The organism is Kitasatospora sp. YST-16, assembly GCF_026802215.1.
GTDB lineage: Bacteria > Actinomycetota > Actinomycetes > Streptomycetales > Streptomycetaceae > Kitasatospora > Kitasatospora cineracea.
In genome coordinates this window covers 3,054,420-3,072,735 of sequence record NZ_CP113837.1, presented here as the reverse complement: position 1 = coordinate 3,072,735, position 18,316 = coordinate 3,054,420, and the positions used below count along the sequence as shown (strand labels likewise).

Here is an 18,316-nt window from a genome sequence, read left to right as displayed (position 1 = left end):
GAAAATCGGGGTGGTGCGTCGGCGAACCGGTAGGGTTCGTGGACGTCCCTCCTCGGGCGGTGCGGATGCCCGTTCACACAATCGGACATCTCACTCGCGCAGCCGTATGGCGATGGCGCCGAGCCACCGTCGGGTCTGAGAATCTTGCGGTGCGTGACCGGATTGTCACGTCATGGGATATCTGGCTGATCGTCAGAACCCCGTCGCCACCCGCCGAGAGGGGATCCCGTCATGCCGCGCAGGTTCCTCCCCGCCCTCCTGCTCGCCGGTGCCGCCCTGCTCGCCCTGCTGCCCGCCGCGAACGCGCCCGCCGCGCCCGCCGCTGCTCCGGCAGCCGGGCCGGAGGGCCTGCCGCAGGCCGCGCCTGCCGCGCTCGCCGCGTTCGCCGCGCCCGCCGTGCTGCCCGCCGACGAACCGGAGCCCGGCTTCCCCAGCGCGGACGACGTCGCCCGGGCCCGGGCCGAGGCCGACGCCAAGGCCGCCGACGCCACCGCCGTCGAGGCCCGGCTGGCCGCCGCCCGGGACGAGCTCGACAAGGCCGGGCAGGCCGCCGAGCAGGCCGTCGAGGCGTACAACGGCGCGCTCGTCCGGCTCGGCCGGGCCCAGGAGGCGTCCCGGGCCGCCGCCGAGCGCTCCACCGCCGCCGAGGCCGCCCACGCCGAGGCCGCCGACCGGGCTGCCGGGCTGGTCGCCGAGATCTACCGCCAGGGTGCCTCGCCCCAACTCTCGGCCGTCAACGCCCTGTTGGGCGCGCGCGGCCCGGCCTCGCTGACCGGCCAGGCCGCTGCCGTCGGCACCGCGGGCGCCCAGACCCGGCAGATCCTCGACGACGCCACCGGCACCGCGAAGGCCGCCGCCCGGGCCGCCGAGGAGGCCCGCACCGCCGAGGGCGCCGCCCGCACCGCCGCCGGGACCGTCCGCACCGCCAAGGAGCAGGCCCAGCAGCGGGTCGCCGACCAGCAGAACCGGGTCGCCGAGATCGGCCGCCGCCGGGAGGCCCTGCTCGCCGAACTCGCCACCGCCCGCAACACCACCGTCGAACTCGAACGGCAGCGCCAGGAAGCCCTCGACGCGCTCGCCGCCCGCGCGGCCGAGGAGGCCGCCCGCCGGGCCCAGGCCGAGGCCGAAGCGGCCGCCGCCGCCCAGGCCGCCCGGCACCACGCCGCCCCGCAGCGGGAGGGCGCCGCCTGGTCGGCGGGCGGCTCCGAGGCCGCCCTCGCCTTCGCCCGCTCCGTCGTCGGCCTGCCCTACATCTGGGGCGGCGAGGGCCCGCAGGGCTACGACTGCTCCGGCCTGACCATGATGGCCTGGCGGCGCGGCGGCAAGCAGCTCACCCACTTCGCCGCCGACCAGTACGCCGAGTCCACCCCGGTCGGCTACGCCCAACTCCGGCCCGGGGACCTGGTGTTCTGGACCAAGACCGGCCGCGCCGCGGACATCTACCACGTCGCCATCTACCTCGGCGACGACCAGATGATCGAGGCCCCCCGCCCCGGCGCCGCGATCAAGCAGGCCAGCCTCTGGATCATGGGCCGCCCGGACTTCTACGCCCGCCCCTGACGTCCGCCCCTGGCGCCCGCTCCTGGCGCTTGCCCCCGACGTCCGCTCCCGGCGCCCGCGGCAGGGGTTCCGGGCCGGGCGGAAAACCGGGTGCCGTGCCGGGAAGGGCGTCGTACCGTGGCTCGATGGGCAACGACGCACAGCAGGGCCCCGACCGGGGCATCGAGATCCGGCCGATCACCCACGAGGAACTGGCCGACTGGGACCGGGCGCTGGCGCTCGGGTTCATGCGTCCGCACGTCTCCCCGGCGGTCGAGTGGCGCCAGCTGCTGTTCGAACCGGGGCGGATGCTGGGCGCGTTCGACCACGACTTCCCGGGCGCCGACCGGCCGCGCTGCGTGGCGACCTTCCGCAGCTTCGACACCGGGCTGACGGTGCCCGGCGGGGAGCGGCTGCCGGTCGACGCGATCACCGGCGTCACGGTGAACTCCACCCACCGCCGGCGCGGCCTGCTCAGCGGCATGATGCGGCGCGACCTGGCCGCCGCCCGCGAGCGCGGCTCGGCCGCCGCCATCCTGATCGCCGCCGAGCACAACATCTACGGCCGGTTCGGCTTCGGCTCGGCCGTCCCGCTGGCGGGCTGGCGGGTCGACGTGCGGCGCTCCGGCGGCGTCCGGGCCGGGCTGCCCGTGCACGAGGGCCACCGGATCGACTTCGCCACGCTGGAGGAGTTCGGCAAGCTCGGCCCCGACCTGCACGAGCGCTGGCGCCCCACCCAGCCCGGCGCGATCGGCCGCCCGGACGCCTGGTGGCGGCTGCGGGCCGGCGAGGTCGACCTGCCCGGCTTCGACTGGAAGCAGGGCTTCAACGTCTTCCACCGCACCGCCGACGGCACCCTCACCGGCATGGCCAACTACACCGTCGACGACAAGTGGGACGGCGCCTACCCCGACTGCCCGCTGACCGTCCGGGACTTCATCGCGCTGGACCGGGAGACCGCCAACGCGCTCTGGGCGTTCCTGTTCTCCGTCGACTGGGTGCGCCACGTGGTCGCCCCGCACCTCGGCCCCGGCCACGTGCTGCCGCTGCTGCTCGACGACCCGCGCGGCGCCAAGCCGCACGAGGAGAGCGCCGACTTCACCTGGCTGCGGCTGCTCGACCTGCCCGCCGCGTTCGCCGCCCGCCGCTACGAGGCCCCCGGCCGCCTGGTGCTGGACGTCATCGACCGCGAGGGCTGGACGGCCGGGCGCTGGGCGCTGGAGGCCGCCGCCGACGGCACCGGCCGGATCACCCGCACCGACGACCCGGCCGACCTCGCGCTCGACGTCTCCCGGCTCGGCAGCCTGTACCTCGGCGGCGGCAGCGCGGCCGGCTTGGCCGACGCCGCCCTGCTCACCGAGCACACCCCGGGCGCGGCCGTCCGCGCCGACACCCTGCTGCGCACCGCCCGCGCCCCGTGGAACCCGGACGGCTTCTGACCGGGTTCCGCTGCCCGCCGTCCTGGCGGAACGTCAATTGCAGAACATCGGAATTCACTCGTAGCGGTGTCGAACGTGCTTGCGGTGGCGTGGAATTGGCGCGGCGCGGGCGCAACTCTGGCGAATGGGAGGTGAGCTGGGGGAACGGGGGCGGTCGGGGAGTCCCGCAGGGGTGAACGCGCGTGCAGTGCGGACGCGAATGTTCGAATCTGACGGATCGACAGTTTCCTTGGCGCTGCCTAGCGTTCGGGATGTTCGGGCCAGCGAAATGCCCCGGCGGACGCCATCACATCCCCGGGGCGAGGCCGAAGTCCGTCTGAAAGCTTCGACATGTTCCATTTTACCGGCTGGGCGGGCGCCGCTGTCGCCGTTCCCGCGCTTCTCGTCGTCCTGGTCCTCGCCCGGCTGCTCTTCGCCGGCTCCGACCGCGCCTCGACCGGCCGCCACCGGGCCGGCGTCCGCACTCCGTCGGCCCCGGCACCAGCCTCGGCCCCGGCATCAGCACCGGCGCCCGGTCCGGCGTCGGCTCAAGCTCCTCCGGTTCCGGTTCCGGTGCTGCGGGGTCCGAACACGCTGCCGCTGTGCTCCCGGTACCGGCGGCCGATGTCCGTCCGCACGCTGCACCGGACGATCATGCCGAGGTTCCCGGTCTTCCACGGCCCCGCCGTCCGGCTCGCCGTCCGCCGGGCCCCGCGCCCCGTCCCCCGCCCGGTCGCGCGTCCCGCCGCCTGCCCGGTCGACCGGCCGAACGCCGTCCCGCGCGTCATGCCGCTGTGGGCCGCGCACGCCGGGGGAGCGGGGGAGGGCGGGGCGTGAGGGGGTTACCTGACGATGCTCTTGCCGATGCTGGGGAGCACGAAGTCCTGGATCAGGCCCTTGGCGTCGCGGACCAGGGGGCGGAAGACCCGGTAGCGGGAGAGGTTGATGAGGCGGCCGACCAGGGGGGTGGAGCGGCGGACGAACTCGCGGGTGCGCTCGGTGTCGGGGGTGCGGTCGAAGACCCAGTAGAGGACGACGACCATCAGGTGCAGCCAGAGCACGTCGGGCAGCAGCTCGACGAGTTCGGCGTCGAGCTTGGGGGCGAGTTCGGAGCCCTGGAGCACGTCGCGGAAGAGTTCGACGGCGGTGGCCCGGGCCGGGTGGGACTCGTTGGAGAAGGGGCTGAGCGAGCTGGTCGGGTCGGCGGCGGTGCGGAAGAACTGGGCCGAGAACTCGTGGTACGGGGCGGCGGTGTCGATCCAGGACTCGATGGCGATCTGCAGGCGTTCGGCGAAGTCGCGGGTGCCGGCCATCCGGATCCGGGCGTCGGCGGCGTGCTCGTAGGTCATCCGGTCGTAGAAGCCCTGGATCAGGAACTCCTTGGCCGAGAAGTAGTAGTACGCGCTGCCGACCGAGACGCCGGCCTCGGTGGCGATCGCGCGCATGGTGGTCTTCTCGTAGCCGCGTTCCCGGAACAGCCGCATCGCGGTCTCCAGGATCAGCGCGCGGGTGGCCTCGCTCTTGTCGGTCTTCGGCTGGGCCCGGCCGCCCGCCAGCTCGCCGGACGCGGGCAGGCCGGTCGCCTGCTCGTCCTTGTCGCTCGCGTTCTCCACGCCACCGGACCCTACCGGGCGCCGATGACTCCCCTGCTGGCCGTTTCCTGCCACCTCGCCCCGCCCGATCCGGTTTCGTCGTGGTCTCCTACGGCCCGAGCCTAGCCCGGACCGGGACAACTCCGGACCGGGAGGGCGAATCGGAAACGGGGGGCGACGCGCCCGGTGCCCCCCGGCACCGGGTCGGTCGTGCAGGCGGGTCGCCGGCCCGTCCGGTGCCGGAGGCCGGTCGGACGGCTCCCTGCCGGCGGCCGGGAGCCAGCGTTTCGAACGTGTTCAAAACGCCGTGGACGACTCTAGGGCATCGGTTCGGACACGCTCAACCCCCGGGCCGGAAAAGGTCCGGCGGCGGGTGTGCGAGGCTGGCCGCATGCCCGACCCCACCCCGCCCCCGGCCGCCCTGCGCGAGGGCGGCGCCGCGGACGCCGCCGCCGTCGCCGGGCTGTACACCGCCGGCCGCCGCAGCGCGTACGCCGCCCTGCTGCCGGCGGAACTGCTGGACGCCGACGCCGCCGAGCAGGAACTGCTCTGGACGCTGCGGCTGGACGCCGACTACGGGACGCCCGCCGACACCCCCGTCCTGCTGCTCGCCGAGGACCCGGACGGCGCCGCCGTCGGCTTCGCGTACCTGGTGCCGGACGGCGGCGCGGTGCGGCTGGAGCAGCTGCACGTCCGCCCCGACCGGGCCGGCGGCGGGATCGGCACCCTCCTGCTGCGCGCCGCGCTGGACCGCTTCCCGCAGGCACCCGTCCGGCTGGACGTGCTGGCCGCGAACCGGCGGGCGGTGGCGTTCTACGAGCGGCACGGCGCCCGCCGCCTCGGCCGCGGCACCGCGCACTTCCCGGACGGGTCGCGGCTGCCCGAGTACCGGTACGGCTGGCGCTGACGGGCCGTCAGGCTGCTTGGAGTGAGCAGGAGTTGTCCGGTCGGCGGGCGGCCAGCCGGGCGGCGAGGCCCAGGGCGAGGGCGGCGGCGCAGACGGGCAGCAGGTAGCCGGTGCCGGGGGCGGTGTGCTGGGCGAGCGCGCCGCCGAGGGTCGCGCCGGTGGAGATGCCGACCAGGATCGCGGAGACCGCCAGCGCCATCCCCTCGGTCAACCGGTGGGCGGGCAGCAGGCGTTGGGCCAGCGTCATGCCGCTGACCATGGTCGGCGCGGTGCCCGACCCGGCCGCCAGCAGGGCCGCGCCCAGCAGCGGCACGCCCGCCCCGGACAGGCCCGCCGCCAGCGGCAGCAGCATCAGGGCGGTCATCGCGCCGGTGCCCAGCGCCAGCCGGAGCGCCGCCGGGCGGCGCGGCCGGACCGCGCCGAACACCAGCCCCGACACGCAGGACCCGGCCGCCACCAGGGCCAGCAGGCCGCCGCCCGCCGACTGCCGGCCGAGCGCGTCGGTGTAGGCGAGCGTGGTGACCTCCATCGCGCCGAACAGCACCCCGGCGGACAGGAACACCGCGAGCAGCGGCGGCAGGCCCGGCGTCCGGAACAACCCCCGGGTAGCAGCGGGGGTTCGAATGGCCGGTGGTGGTTCGGTGGCGCGCTGGGCGGCGAACAGCAGGGTGCCGACGGTGCCCAGCACCCGGGCGGCGAGCAGCCCGGCCTCGGGGGCGACGGCGGTGCACAGGGCCATGCCGAGCACCGGTCCGGCCATGAAGCACAGCTCGTCCAGCGACTGCTCCAGCGCGTTGGCCCGGTGCAGCACGGCCGGGTCGGCGCGGTGCAGGTGCGCCCAGCGGGCCCGGGCCATGCCGCCCAGGTCGGGGCTGCTGCCGGAGAGCGCCCAGCACAGGAAGAGCGTCCAGGCGGGCGCGCCGGAGCGCACGCACAGCAGCAGCCCCGCCGTCGGCAGCGCGGTGGCCAGCACCGAGGGCACCGCGACCCGGGCCTGGCCGAGCCGGTCGACCAGCCGTCCCAGCAGCGGCAGCAGCGCCGCGCCCGCCAGCACGCCGACCGCGGAGACCGACCCGGCCAGCGCGTAGGAGCCGCGCCGGTCGGCGACCAGCACCACGACGCAGACGCCGTTCATCGCCAGGGCGAGCCGGCCGAGCAGCCCGGACAGCGTGAAGGTCAGGGTGCCGGGGGCGGCGAACACCGGGCGGTAGCGGGCGAGCGGCAGCGACAAGGAGGGGCTCCAGGGTGAGGTGGGGAGCCTCCAGCCTCGGGGCGGGGGAGCGGGGGCGTCCAACACCCGTTCCGCCGGATTCACCGGATCCTGTTGTTAATCTTCCAGGCGTGTCCCGAGACCTCCACCCCCGCCTGCTGCGCAGCTTCGCCGCCGTCGCCGAGACCCTGCACTTCGGCCGCGCCGCCGAGCGGCTGCACCTGGCCCAGCAGGCCGTCAGTCGCGACGTGCAGGCGCTGGAACGGGAGTTGGGCTGCGTGCTGCTGCACCGCTCCACCCGCAGCGTCGAGTTGACCGAGGCGGGCGCGGCCCTGCTGCCCAAGGCCCGCCACCTGCTGGAACTGCAGGCCGAGATCGCCGCGCTGGGCGACACCCGGGCGCTGCTGGTCGACCTCAACAGCCAGGACTGGGGGCCGGACCACGCCGCCGAACGGGTGCTCACCGCGGCCCGCCGGCGTTGCCCGGAGGCCGAGCTGCTGGCCCGCTACTGCGGCGGACTCGCCGCCGCCGCACGGGAGTTGGCGGCCCACCGGCTGGACGCCTCGTTCGGCCGGTACGCCGGACTGCCCGCCGCCGACCGGGCCCGGCTGGCGCACCTGCCGGTCCGGCTGGAGCCGATGGCGGTCTTCCTGCCGTCCGGGCACCCGCTGGCCGCGCTGCCCGCCGTCCCGCTGGCCGCGCTCGCCGGGCACCCGGTGGACGTGTTCGCCGGGCAGCCCGCCACCGCCGAGTGGACCGACCTCGGCCTGCGGCTGCTCGCGGCGCACGGTCTGACGGCCGCGCCCGGACGCACCCCGCCGGTCGGGACCGCCGAGTTCGCCCGCTACCTGGCCCGGCACGGCGACCCGGTGCTGACCAGCGCCGGGGCGCAGGACTCGCCGGGCGCGGTGGTCCGGCCGCTGGTCGACCCGGTGCCGCTCAGCCTGGTCGGCCTGGTGCACCGGCCGGGCGGGCGCCACCCGGGGCTGGCCGCGCTGCGCGCCTGCGCGGCCGAACTGGCCTCCGCCGAGGGCTGGTTGAGCCGCCCGCCGGACAGCTGGCTGCCGGCCGAGGACGCGGCGCTGCTGTAGGCCGGGCGCGCCGCTGCAGGTCGGGTGCGCTGCTACAGGTCGGGCGCGCTGCTGCAGGCTTGTCCGGTCGAGGGCCCGGGAACGGCGGCGCTGCTGCCTGCTTGAGGGCCCGGGAACGGCGGCGCCCCCGCCGAGGGGGACGGCGGGGGCGGTACCGGGGAGGCCGCGCGGCGGCCGGGACAGGCGGGTTCAGGAGGCTCGCACGGCGGAGATGTCCAGGGTCAGCTTGACCTTCTCGCCGATCAGCACGCCGCCGGTCTCCAGCGCGGCGTTGTAGGTCAGGCCCCAGGAGGTGCGGTCGACGCTGGTGCCGCCCTCGAAGCCGACCCGGTTGGCGCCGTACACGTCGGTGGCCGAGCCGGTGAACTCGAGGTCGAGGACGACCGGGCGGGTGGTGCCCTTGATGGTCAGGTCGCCGTGCAGGCGGTAGGTGTCGCCGTCGACCTGCTCGGCGGTGGTCGACTTGAAGGTGATCTCCGGGTGCGCGGCGGCGTCGAAGAAGTCGCCGGTGCGCAGGTGCTCGTCGCGCTGGGCCTGGCCGGTGCTGATCGAGGCGACCTTGATGACCAGCTCGGCGGTGGAGGCGGCCGGGTTGGAGCCGTCCAGGTGCAGCTTGCCCTCGTACTCGGCGAACTCGCCGCGGACGTTGGTGACCATCGCGTGCCGGACCGCGAAGCCGATCTTGGAGTGCGCGGCGTCGATGGTGTAGTCGCCGGTCAGGTGGGCCAGGTCCGGGCCCTGGACAGTGGTGGCGGCCGGGGCGGTGGTGGCGGCGGTGTTCTTGCTGCGGTTGAAGATGCCCATGACTTCTCTCCTCGGGACGGGGGTCGAAGCCATTCGTTGAGGCTTCAACTTGTTCACGTGGTTCACCGTACGCCGATCTGGTTCAACTTTCAACCATGAAGTTGAAAGTTGTCCGAAATTCGACCGGGAGACCGCCGCGCACAGCGTTGTCCCCAGCCTGTGGACAAGGAGCGCCCGCCCGCGCCGCGCCGCGGAAAACCGGGTGCGCCCGCCCGCCCGGCCGTCCACACTGGCCGCCGGAACCCCCCCCGAACCCCACCCTCCTTGGGAGAGCTGTGCAGTCTGCCGTCACCGTGTCGCCGTCCCAGGTCCCCGAGCTGCTGCTCGGCCTCGCCACCGTGCGGCCGGTGTTCCTCTGGGGCGCCCCCGGGATCGGCAAGTCCTCGCTGGTCAACCGGTTCGCCGAGTCGATCGGCCTGGAGTGCGTCTCGCTGCTCGGCACCCAGCTCGCCCCCGAGGACCTGATCGGCGTCCCGCAGATCACCCCCGAGGGCCGCTCCCGGTTCTGCCCGCCCGAGACGATCGCCCGCGACCAGCCGTACTGCCTGTTCCTGGACGAGCTGAACGCCGCCACCCCCGACGTCCAGAAGGCCTTCTACTCGCTGATCCTGGACCGCCGGATCGGGAACTACGAACTGCCGCCCGGCTCGATCGTGATCGGCGCCGGCAACCGGGCCACCGACGGCGCGCTCGCCCGACCGATGCCGTCCGCGCTGCTCAACCGCCTGGTCCACGTCCACCTGCGGGCCAGCCCCGACGACTGGCTCGGCTGGGCCGCCGGGCACGGCATCCACCCGTGGATCACCGACCACCTCACCGACCGGCCCGACCACCTGTGGTCCGCCCCGCCCAAGACCGAGGAGCCGTTCTCCACCCCGCGCGCCTGGCACATGCTCTCCGACGCGCTGCACTCCTTCGGCCCCGGCCTCGACGAGGACACCCTCAAGGTGCTCGCCCACGGCCTGCTCACCCCCGCCCACGCCGTCGCCTTCTGCGGCTACGCCAAGATCGTCCGCAACGCGTACGGGCTGGACGCGATCCTGAAGGGCGACGCCTCCTGGCCGCGCCGGGTCGAGGACCGCGACCTGCTCTACTACCTCGCCGACTCCTTCCGCGGCCGCCTGGCCAAGGAACTGCCCGCCCGCAAGGAACACGCCTCGCCGACCGTCCGCCAGCACGCCTACCGCTCCAAGTCGCTGCTGGTGCAGCTCGCCGAGATCTCCGTCGAGGTCGCCCAGACCGTGATCGCCGACGGCCCCGACGGCAACCCCGTGCTGCCGTCCTGGTTCCTGATCGAAGCCGCCCGCGACCTGCCCCGCCTGGTCGAGGCCCGCCGGTGAGCGGCCACCGCCCCGCCGCCAAGCCCGAGCAGACCGACCCGGTCAGGGCCGCGTTCACCGCCGGACTGGCCAAGGTCCACCACAACCCCGCGCTCGCCGCCGTCCCCGCCGCACTGTGCCGCCAGGACGCGGACCGCTGCCCGCTGCACCCCGCCACCGGCTGGGTCGTCGCCGACTCGCACGGCGTCCTGCACCACCACCGGACCCGCCGCGCCGAACCCGAGGAGTGGGCCTGGGCCCTCGCCCACGCCCTGCTCCACCTCGGCTTCGGCCACCTCCCCGCCGCCCGCGGCCCCCGCGCCCAGCCCGACGCCGCCGACCTCGCCGCCCGCTGCGCCGTCGTCAACCGCTTCCTCGCCACCTTCCCGATCGGCCGCGCCCCCGACGACCTGCCTCCGCACTGGCCCGGCGGCGACGAGGAGGAACTCGCCGCCCGCTGGCGCCGCGACGGCGTCCCCGCCGAGTACCGGGCCTGCGGCACCGGCGGCGACCGCCCCGACCAGCACCTCGAAACCTGGACCGCCCACCAGGACCCGGAGGACCGGACCCTCGCCTTCGCCCACGCCCTCACCCGCACCGTCTCCGCCGCCATGGACGTGGCCGGCGGCCGCCGCGAGACCTGCGACGGCGCCCGCCTCCCGCAGCGCCCCTGGGAACGCGCCCTCGGCTGGTTCGTCGCCCACTACCCGCTGCTCGGCGGCCTCGCCGCCGGCCTCACCCTGGTCGCCGACGCCGAACTCGCCCGCGCCCACGGCATCACCGTCGCCGCCGTCAACGCCGAGGCCGGCGAGATCTACCTCAACCCGCTGCGCCACCACACCGACGAGGAGTGGCGCTTCATCCTCGCCCACGAGATGCTGCACGCCGCCCTCCGCCACGGCGACCGGGCCGGCGGCCGCGACCCGTACCTGTTCAACGTCGCCGCCGACTACGTCGTCAACGGCTGGCTGCTGGAGATGGACGTCGGCGAGATGCCCGAAGGACTGCTGCACGACCCCGCCCTGAAGGGCCTGTCCGCCGAAGAGGTCTACGACCGGATCGCCCGCGACCAGCGCCGCCTGCGCCGCCTCGCCACCCTGCGCGGCAAGGGCCTCGGCGACATCCTCGGCGAACCGCTGCCCCGCGGCGGCCGCGGCTACGTCGACCTCGACGACTTCTACCGGCGCGGCCTGCAACAGGGCTTCGACCTGCACACCCGCGACCGCGGCCGGCTGCCCGCCGGACTGGTCGACGAGATCCGCGCGCTCTCCCAGCCGCCGCTCCGCTGGGACGCGCAACTCGCCCGCTGGTTCGACGAGTTCGTCCCCCGCCCGGAGCCGCTCCGCTCCTACGCCCGCCCCTCCCGGCGGCAGTCCGCCAGCCCCGACATCCCGCGCGCCGGACGCCACCACCCGTACCAGGAGACCCCGCGCTGCACCTTCGGCGTGCTGCTCGACACCTCCGCCTCGATGGACCGCACCCTGCTCGGCAAGGCGCTCGGCGCGATCGCCTCCTACGCCGCCGCCCGCGACGTCCCCGCCGCCCGGGTCGTCTACTGCGACGCCGCCCCGCACGACGCGGGCTACCTGCCGGTCGCCGAACTCGCCGGCCGGGTCCGGGTCCGCGGCCGCGGCGGCACCGTCCTGCAACCCGGCGTCGACCTGCTCGCCCGCGCCCCCGACTTCCCCGCCACCGCTCCCCTGCTGATCATCACCGACACCGACTGCGACACCCTCCGCGTCCCCCGCCGCGAACACGCCTACCTCGTCCCGCGCGGCGCGACGCTGCCGTTCACCCCGCGCGGGCCGGTGTTCCACTTCAGCTGAAGGACGAAGGGCGACGAAACCAGGGGCCCGGGGAACGGCGGGTCGATGCTGCTGGGGGCCGGAGCCCACCGGTGAGTCCGTGCTGCTCCGGGCCCGGGCGGAAACCGGAAGCGGCCCGCAGGGGCTGTCGGTGGGGCGGCCTACCCTGGAGGGTCCGCGCCCGATGCTCCGGAGGCCCCGATGTACGTCCTGCACGCCCAGTGGCGGGCCGACGGGCGGCTCGGGGTGTGGGCGGAGGACGCCGGGGCGTTCCGCGGGCGGGCGGTGGAGGGGGTGCGGCACCCGTTCGCCTGCGCGGCGGGCGAGGTGGCGGGGCTGCTCGCGGCGGTCGGCCCGGGCCCGGCCTGGCTGGCGGAGCGCGGGGACGAACGCTGGCTGACGCTGCGGCTGCCGACGCTCGGCTCGCGGCCGACGCCCTCGCCCGACCTCCCGGTGGGCTCCACCGCCAAGGGCCTGGAACTGCGGCCGTGGCGGATCCCGGCGCTGCTGTTCGACCGGCCCGAGGCCGCCCAGCTGCTCGGCGAGCTGTTCGACCCGTACTGGCCCGGCAGCACCGTCGAACTGCCCGACGGCCGGACGGCGGAGCTCGCGTACGGGGCGTCGCTGCGCTGGCTGACGGGCGTGCACGACCTGGCCTGGCGGCTGGCCGGGCGGGGCCGGGTGCTGCCCGCGCTGGTCGCCGAGCCCGGCGGGTGGGCGGCCCGCTGGCGGCCCGCGCACGATCCGGCCAGCCGCCGGGAGGCCCGCGCGCTGGCGGCCGGCTGCCCGCCCGCCGCCCGCGCCGAGGACGGCCACGAGCCCACCGGCGGCGCCCTGTTCGGCACCGTGCTGGAGGCGCTCACCGACCACGAGACCCGGGTCGCCCTCGGGCCCGACGCGCCGGCCGCCCCGGGCGGGCCCGACTGGGTCGCCGCGCTGCGCGGCCCCGACGGCCGGCTGCCCGCCCCGCCCGCACCGGAGCAGGTCGCCCGGCTCGCCGCCGCCGCGGCCGGCACCGGCCCCGACGGCAGCCTCCGGCTGGCCTTCCGGCTCGCCGAACCGCTCGGCACCGCCGCCGACGACCCGGACGCCACCGTCGTGGCCGAGACCTGGCGCCTGGACGTGCTGCTCGGCCCGGTCGACCGGCCCTCGCTGCTGCTGCCCGCCGCCGAACTCTGGTCCGCCGGGCCCGGCGCGGCCGCGCTGGCCCGGGCGGTCGACGACCCCGCCGAGGCGTACCTGGCCGAACTCGACCGCGCCGCAAGGCTGTTCCCCGAACTGCGGGCCGCCCTGCACCGCACCCGCCCCACCGGCCTCGACCTCGACCGGGCCGGCGCGCTCGCCTTCCTGCGGGACACCGCCCCGGCGCTCGCCGCCGCCGGGCACGGCGTCCTGCTGCCCGCCTGGTGGCACCGCCGCCCCCGCCTCGGCCTGGCCGCCACCGCGCACGCCGCCCCCGTCCCCGGCTCCGTCCGGCGCGCCGCCCAGGCCGACCGGGACGCCCTGCTGGACTTCCGCTGGCAGCTCGCCGTCGGACAACAGCCGCTCACCCAGCAGGAGTTGGACGAACTCGCGGCCGCCCAGGCGGGCCTGGTCCGGTTCCGCGGCCAGTGGATCGAGGTGGACGCCGCCCAGCTCGCCGCCGCCCTGCGCTTCCTCGCCGCCCGCCGCGACGACCCCCGGCTCGACGCCGCCGCCCTGCTCCGCCTCGCCGCCGACGACGGCGCCGTCGTCGACGGCCTCCCGGTCACCGCCGTGCACGCCGACGGCCCGCTCGGCGACCTGCTGGCCGGCCGCCTCGGCCGCCTCCCCGGCGCGCACCGCACCCCGGCCCCGCCCGGCTTCACCGGCACCCTCCGCCCGTACCAGGAACGCGGGCTGGCCTGGCTGGACGCGCTCGGCCGGCTCGGCCTCGGCGCCGTCCTCGCCGACGACATGGGCCTCGGCAAGACCGTCCAGACCCTCGCCCTGCTCGCCCTCGAACACGCCCGCGGCGCCCGCGGCCCCGTCCTGCTGGTCTGCCCGACCTCGCTGGTCGGCAACTGGCAGCGCGAAGCCGCCCGGTTCGCCCCCCGGCTGCGCGTCCAGCTCCACCACGGCCCCGGCCGCACCCTCCCCGACCCGGCCGCCGACCTGGTGGTCACCAGCTACGGCGTCCTGCAGCGCGATGCCGCCGCGCTGCGCGCCGTGTCCTGGCGCCGGGTCGTCGCCGACGAGGCCCAGCACGTCAAGAACCGCGCCGCCCGCCAGTCCCGCGCCCTGCGCGCGCTGCGCTCCGGCCCGCGGATCGCGCTCACCGGCACCCCCGTCGAGAACCGCCTCGCCGAACTCCACACCGTCCTCGACTTCACCAACCCCGGCCTGTTCGGCACCCCCGAGTCCTTCCGCGAGCACTACGCCGTCCCGATCGAGCAGGCCGGCAACCGGGAGGCCGCCGCGCGGCTCCAGCGGCTCACCGCGCCGTTCCTGCTCCGCCGCCGCAAGGACGACCCCGAGATCGGCCGGCAGCTCCCCGCCAAGCAGGAGTTCACCGTCCGCTGCACCCTCACCCCCGAGCAGGCCGGCCTCTACCAGGCCGTCGTCGCCGACCTGCTCGACCGGCTCGGCGGCATCCGCGGCGTCGAACGCAAGGGCGCGGTGCTGGCCGCCCTCGGCCGGCTCAAGCAGGTCTGCAACCACCCCGCCCAACTCCTGCACGACAACTCGCCGTTGGGTGGCCGCTCGGGCAAGGTCGAACGGCTCGTCGAGCTGCTCCGGGAGGCGCTGGCCGAGGGCGACCGGGTCCTGGTCTTCACCCAGTACGCGGAGTTCGGCGCCCTGCTCCAGCCCCACCTGCGCCGCCGCCTCGGCGAACCCGTCCTCTACCTGCACGGCGGGCTCGCCGCGCCGCGCCGCCAGGAACTCGTCGACCGCTTCCAGTCCCCGGACGGGCCGCGGGTGTTCCTGCTCTCCCTGAAGGCCGGTGGCACCGGGCTCAACCTCACCGCCGCCAACCAGGTCGTCCACCTCGACCGCTGGTGGAACCCCGCCACCGAGGACCAGGCCACCGACCGCGCCCACCGGATCGGGCAGCGCCGCGCCGTCCAGGTCCGCAAGCTGGTGTGCACCGGCACCGTCGAAGAACGCATCGCCGAACTCATCGACAGCAAACGGGAGTTGGCCGATGCGGTGGTCGGCTCCGGCGAGCACTGGCTGACCGAGCTCCGCACCGAACAGCTCCGCGAACTGCTCACCCTCTCCGCCGAAGCCACCGAGGTCTGACCGCCATGGACCACCCCCTCGACCAGTGCCTGGACACCTTCTGGCAGGGCGAGTTCACCCTCCGGGACACGCCCCCCGCCCCGCCCGACCCCGCCCTCCCCGCCGACCTGGCGGACCTGCTCGGCCCGCTCTACCGGCACCTCACCGAGAACGCCTAGAACGCTTAGGGGTGGCCGCCGTCGAGGAAGCCGCCCACCAGGGCGGCGAACCCGGCCGGGTCCTCCACCCAGGGCCGGTGCCCCACGTCCGGCAGGACGGCGAGCCGGGCGTCCGGGTGGAGGGCGGCGACCAGGCGGGCCGGGGCGGTGCCGATCATCCCGTCCCGGGCGCCCGCCACCACCAGCACCGGCGCCGCCACCGGCCGCGCCGCGCCCGGGTCCGCGCCCGCGTAGAACGCCTCCCGCATCCAGGGCGCGGCCGGTACCGGCGCCGGGTCGAACGCCTCGGCGCGGGCCGTCCCGTTCCAACTGCCCCAGAAGAACGGCGTGATCCGCCGCACCAGCGCCGCCGGGTCGCCCGCACCGGCGGCCAGCAGGGCGTCCGCCGCGGCCGCGTCCGGGTACCAGGGCTCCGCCGCGCGGGCGGCCCGAAGCGCGGCGATCTCCGCCGGGTCGGGCTCCCGGGCGGCCCGGCCGACCGGGGTGACCAGCACCAACGAGCGTACGCGGTGAGGGAATTCGGCGGCGTAGCGCTGCGCGGTGAGGGCGCCCGCGGAGTGGCCGAGCAGGTCGATGCGCTCCGCGCCGAGGTGCTCCCGGAGAGCCTCCACGTCCGCGGCCTGGGCGCCGAACGCGCAGCTCGCCCGGTCGGCCGGCACCGCCGAGCGGCCGCAGCCCCGCGGGTCGAGCCGCACCAGCCGCCGCCGGGCGTCCAGGCCGCCGAGGGTGCCGAGGTAGCGGGCGTCCATGCCGGGGCCGCCGGGGATCGCCACCAGCGGCGCCCCGTCGCCGAGTTGCTCGTAGTGGAGGGCCGTTCCGTCGTACCCGTGGAAGATCGTCATGGCCCGGATGGTGGCACGCCCCGGCCGGGCCCGGCAGGCGGTTTCACGCAGTGGTCAGAGCAGGCCGTGGCCGCCGAGCACGGCGCTCAGCCCCGGCGCATCGCGGTGGTGGTGGCCCTGCATGCCGAGCGCCGTCGCGGCCGCGACGTGGCCCGCGGTGTCGTCCACGAACAGGCAGTCCCGGGGCGGGACGCCGGCCCGCTCGGCGGCGGCCAGGAAGATCCGCGGATCGGGCTTGGCGGCGCCCACCCGGGCGGAGTTGACCACCGCGTCGAAGGCGGCGTCGAGCCCGAGCGCGGCCAGGTCGGCCTCCAGCGCGGTGGTGCCGTTGGAGACCAGCACCACCGCGGCGCTCCGGCGCGCCGCCGCGAGCAGGGCCCGCACCCGCGCGTCCACCCGGAACGGCTGCCGCCCCCAGTCCGCGACCGCCGCCCGCGCCACCTCGGCCGACCCGCACCGCGCCGCCAGGTCCTCGGCGACCAGGGCCCTCTCTTTCGGGTCTTGTCGGATCAGCGCGCGGCGTCGGGCGCCCGGCTGGGAGTGCCGGCCCGACGCCCTCGTACTGGATGTACTTGGGTGTTGGGCCGGTGCTTCCAGGCGGGATGATCCGGCGTCGCGCGCCCGGCAAGACCCGAAAGAGAGGGCCCAGAGCCCGCCGCTCCCCGTCCCCGACCTGACCGGTCACGGCGGGCAGCAGCCGCTCCGGCCGGAACGCCGCTGCGGCGACCGTGCCGGGCGCGAGGCCGTGCGCCCGGTCGACGTCCGCCAGGTCCGCCCAGATCCGCAGCACCCCGTCCAGGTCGCACAGCACCGCGCCGATCCGCCGCTCCGCCATCCCGCCCCGCCTTCCCGCTCCCGCCCGGTGTGACCGCTTCTGCCGGTGAAGTCCCTTTCCGGCGGCGGAAGTTCGCCGCACTCACCCTACTTCTCCGTATGGCAACCGCCCGCGCCGCCGGGCACAATCACCGCCATGCCCTTCCGCTCCCGGCACCCGCGCACCCTGCTCGCCTACGCCGCGCTGCTCGACCACTCGATCGAGCGGATCGCCGAAGTCTCGGCCGACGCGCGGGAGTTCGACCGCGAGGAGATCTACCGGCTCACCGACGTGTGGGACAACAACACCGCGGCCCTCTTCGCGGCCGCCGCCGCCCGCTTCCGCTGGACCCGTGCGCTCCAGGCCCGCTGGGCGCTGCGCTGGATGGCCGACTTCAGCCCCGCCCGGCGGGCCTGGATGGTCGAGCGGACCGCCGCCGCGGGCGTCCCGGTCGAGCGCCTCCTGCCCCGGCCCGCCCCCGAGCCCACCGCCCCGGGGCAGTGGCACCGGGTCTACCGCGGCTGCATGACCGCCGAACTCGACGGCACCGAAGACGAGTTGACGGAGGGCCTGGCCGCCGAGTACGACCTGCCGGCCGCCGGGTTCCGGGGGCTGTTGGTCGAGCGGCGCGGCGCCGACCGGCTGGACGGCTGGTGCGAGTTCGAGCTGCCGCGCCGGTACGCCGGCGGCGGCCCGCGCGCCGCCCGGCTCACCGTCCTCTTCGAGGACCCGGAGGACCTGCGCTTCGACGGCGACCGGGACACCACCGGCCTGTCCCTGGAGGCCGGCCCCGACGGGGTGGTGCTCCGGCTGGGCGCGGCCGGGGTGCTGCGCTGCCGCTCCGTCCAGCTGAACCTCGACGACGACCACTGGGAGGACTCGCCGACCGGCCGCCGGTTCGCCGCCGCGCACCCGGAGCGGCGCGAACGCCACGGCGTCCGGCAGTGGACCCTGCCGATATTTCGCTCCGCCGGCGGGCCCGCCGACGCGGGGTGGGTGCTCCGGACCGCCATGATCGCGGCCCGGCGGGTCCGGTACGCCGGTTCGGCCGCCGACGCCCCGCTGCGCGCCGTCACCACCGCCCTGGCCGGGGCGGGCCCGCGGATCCTGGCGGCGGGGGCGGTCCGCCGCCGCGCCGACCGGAACGCCGCCTTCGAAGCGCTGGTCACCGACTGGTTCCGGCGCGGCGGCCCGGACTTCGCCGAGGCCGTCACCGGCTACGTCACCGTCCCGGAGGAGTTCCGCCTGGTCGGCCCCCGGGCCCGCCCCACCGTCCGGGCCCTCCCGGCCCGGCTCGCCCTCGTCCTCTACCGGCTGCCCTCCACCCCGGTCGAGTACAGCCACCCCGCCTACGCCCGCCTCGGCTTCGCCCAGCCCTCCGCCAACGACCCGGACGCCCCCTGGACGCTCCGTTCCCAGGGCTTCGAGCACCCCGTCGCGCTCGCCTTCACCCTGGACGCCTTCCGGCACGCCGCCGTCCCCGAGTCCGCCCCCGACCGCCTCGCCTTCGGCCCGCACCTGACCGCCGCCGGCACGCCCGACCCGTACTGAGCGAC

15 protein-coding genes are annotated in these 18,316 nt (G+C 76.3%); 10 read left to right on the top strand and 5 right to left on the bottom strand.

Going from position 1 to position 18,316, the window contains the following annotated elements; genetic code table 11:
• The first annotated feature begins 231 nt into the window (after window positions 1-231).
• From OU787_RS13980 to OU787_RS13970, 3 genes are all read left to right on the top strand, one after another.
• Window positions 232-1,560: a C40 family peptidase gene (locus OU787_RS13980; protein ID WP_268659502.1), complete on the top strand. Its 1,329-nt coding sequence runs from the start codon at window positions 232-234 to the stop codon at window positions 1,558-1,560.
• 125 nt (window positions 1,561-1,685) lie between these two features.
• Window positions 1,686-2,978, top strand: a complete 1,293-nt coding sequence (locus OU787_RS13975) for a GNAT family N-acetyltransferase (RefSeq protein WP_268659501.1) — start codon at window positions 1,686-1,688, stop codon at window positions 2,976-2,978.
• 603 nt (window positions 2,979-3,581) lie between these two features.
• Window positions 3,582-3,794 carry a hypothetical protein gene (locus OU787_RS13970; protein WP_157852527.1) on the top strand — a complete coding sequence of 71 codons (213 nt, stop codon included), beginning with the start codon at window positions 3,582-3,584 and terminating at the stop codon, window positions 3,792-3,794.
• A gap of 5 nt (window positions 3,795-3,799) precedes the next feature.
• On the opposite strand, the gene OU787_RS13965 is transcribed toward OU787_RS13970, so the two are convergent.
• Window positions 3,800-4,570: a TetR/AcrR family transcriptional regulator gene (locus tag OU787_RS13965; protein WP_030463266.1), complete on the bottom strand. Its 771-nt coding sequence runs from the start codon at window positions 4,568-4,570 to the stop codon at window positions 3,800-3,802.
• A gap of 370 nt (window positions 4,571-4,940) precedes the next feature.
• Here OU787_RS13965 and OU787_RS13960 point away from each other — a divergent pair, with 370 nt between their 5' ends.
• On the top strand, window positions 4,941-5,456 hold the full coding sequence (locus OU787_RS13960) for a GNAT family N-acetyltransferase (RefSeq protein WP_268659500.1): 516 nt from the start codon (window positions 4,941-4,943) through the stop codon (window positions 5,454-5,456).
• Window positions 5,457-5,463: 7 nt separating this feature from the next.
• On the opposite strand, the gene OU787_RS13955 is transcribed toward OU787_RS13960, so the two are convergent.
• Entirely contained in the window at window positions 5,464-6,687 is a 1,224-nt protein-coding gene (locus OU787_RS13955; protein WP_268659499.1) for an MFS transporter, read from the bottom strand.
• Window positions 6,688-6,797: 110 nt separating this feature from the next.
• Here OU787_RS13955 and OU787_RS13950 point away from each other — a divergent pair, with 110 nt between their 5' ends.
• Window positions 6,798-7,757, top strand: a complete 960-nt coding sequence (locus OU787_RS13950; protein WP_268659498.1) for a LysR family transcriptional regulator — start codon at window positions 6,798-6,800, stop codon at window positions 7,755-7,757.
• 189 nt (window positions 7,758-7,946) lie between these two features.
• Here OU787_RS13950 and OU787_RS13945 read toward each other — a convergent pair whose 3' ends face one another.
• Window positions 7,947-8,561 (bottom strand): YceI family protein, encoded by a 615-nt coding sequence (locus OU787_RS13945; RefSeq protein ID WP_268659497.1) that lies wholly within the window; start codon window positions 8,559-8,561, stop codon window positions 7,947-7,949.
• A 275-nt stretch (window positions 8,562-8,836) separates the two neighbouring features.
• On the opposite strand from OU787_RS13945, the gene OU787_RS13940 reads away from it, so the two are divergent.
• The 4 genes from OU787_RS13940 to OU787_RS13925 all read left to right on the top strand — a co-directional run bounded on the left by OU787_RS13940 (window position 8,837) and on the right by OU787_RS13925 (window position 15,104).
• Entirely contained in the window at window positions 8,837-9,901 is a 1,065-nt protein-coding gene (locus OU787_RS13940; protein ID WP_123554640.1) for an ATP-binding protein, read from the top strand.
• The gene (locus OU787_RS13935; protein ID WP_268659496.1) at window positions 9,898-11,706 is read left to right on the top strand and encodes a vWA domain-containing protein; all 1,809 of its coding nucleotides are present in this window, start codon (window positions 9,898-9,900) and stop codon (window positions 11,704-11,706) included. Before OU787_RS13940 ends, OU787_RS13935 begins: the two co-directional genes overlap by 4 nt.
• A gap of 180 nt (window positions 11,707-11,886) precedes the next feature.
• On the top strand, window positions 11,887-14,946 hold the full coding sequence (locus OU787_RS13930; protein WP_268659495.1) for a DEAD/DEAH box helicase: 3,060 nt from the start codon (window positions 11,887-11,889) through the stop codon (window positions 14,944-14,946).
• 5 nt (window positions 14,947-14,951) lie between these two features.
• Window positions 14,952-15,104 carry a hypothetical protein gene (locus OU787_RS13925; RefSeq protein WP_157852528.1) on the top strand — a complete coding sequence of 51 codons (153 nt, stop codon included), beginning with the start codon at window positions 14,952-14,954 and terminating at the stop codon, window positions 15,102-15,104.
• Between the two features lie 5 nt (window positions 15,105-15,109).
• Here OU787_RS13925 and OU787_RS13920 read toward each other — a convergent pair whose 3' ends face one another.
• Together OU787_RS13920 and OU787_RS13915 are read right to left on the bottom strand one after the other, a co-directional pair.
• Window positions 15,110-15,946 (bottom strand): alpha/beta fold hydrolase, encoded by an 837-nt coding sequence (locus OU787_RS13920; RefSeq protein WP_268659494.1) that lies wholly within the window; start codon window positions 15,944-15,946, stop codon window positions 15,110-15,112.
• 54 nt (window positions 15,947-16,000) lie between these two features.
• The gene (locus OU787_RS13915) at window positions 16,001-16,387 is read right to left on the bottom strand and encodes an HAD family hydrolase (protein ID WP_268659493.1); all 387 of its coding nucleotides are present in this window, start codon (window positions 16,385-16,387) and stop codon (window positions 16,001-16,003) included.
• A 529-nt stretch (window positions 16,388-16,916) separates the two neighbouring features.
• Here OU787_RS13915 and OU787_RS13910 point away from each other — a divergent pair.
• Complete coding sequence (locus tag OU787_RS13910) at window positions 16,917-18,311, top strand: hypothetical protein (protein ID WP_268659492.1); 1,395 nt, start codon at window positions 16,917-16,919, stop codon at window positions 18,309-18,311.
• Window positions 18,312-18,316: the final 5 nt, after the last annotated feature.

Excerpts from the sequence above, each read along its gene's own strand:
- OU787_RS13960 (WP_268659500.1), top strand. The coding sequence starts at position 4,941 with ATGCCCGACCCCACCCCGCCCCCGGCCGCCCTGCGCGAGGGCGGCGCC.
- OU787_RS13920 (WP_268659494.1), bottom strand. The coding sequence starts at position 15,946 with ATGACGATCTTCCACGGGTACGACGGAACGGCCCTCCACTACGAGCAA.
- OU787_RS13975 (WP_268659501.1), top strand. The coding sequence starts at position 1,686 with ATGGGCAACGACGCACAGCAGGGCCCCGACCGGGGCATCGAGATCCGG.
- OU787_RS13925 (WP_157852528.1), top strand. The coding sequence starts at position 14,952 with ATGGACCACCCCCTCGACCAGTGCCTGGACACCTTCTGGCAGGGCGAG.
- OU787_RS13980 (WP_268659502.1), top strand. The coding sequence starts at position 232 with ATGCCGCGCAGGTTCCTCCCCGCCCTCCTGCTCGCCGGTGCCGCCCTG.
- OU787_RS13930 (WP_268659495.1), top strand. The coding sequence starts at position 11,887 with ATGTACGTCCTGCACGCCCAGTGGCGGGCCGACGGGCGGCTCGGGGTG.
- OU787_RS13970 (WP_157852527.1), top strand. The coding sequence starts at position 3,582 with ATGTCCGTCCGCACGCTGCACCGGACGATCATGCCGAGGTTCCCGGTC.
- OU787_RS13945 (WP_268659497.1), bottom strand. The coding sequence starts at position 8,561 with ATGGGCATCTTCAACCGCAGCAAGAACACCGCCGCCACCACCGCCCCG.
- OU787_RS13910 (WP_268659492.1), top strand. The coding sequence starts at position 16,917 with ATGCCCTTCCGCTCCCGGCACCCGCGCACCCTGCTCGCCTACGCCGCG.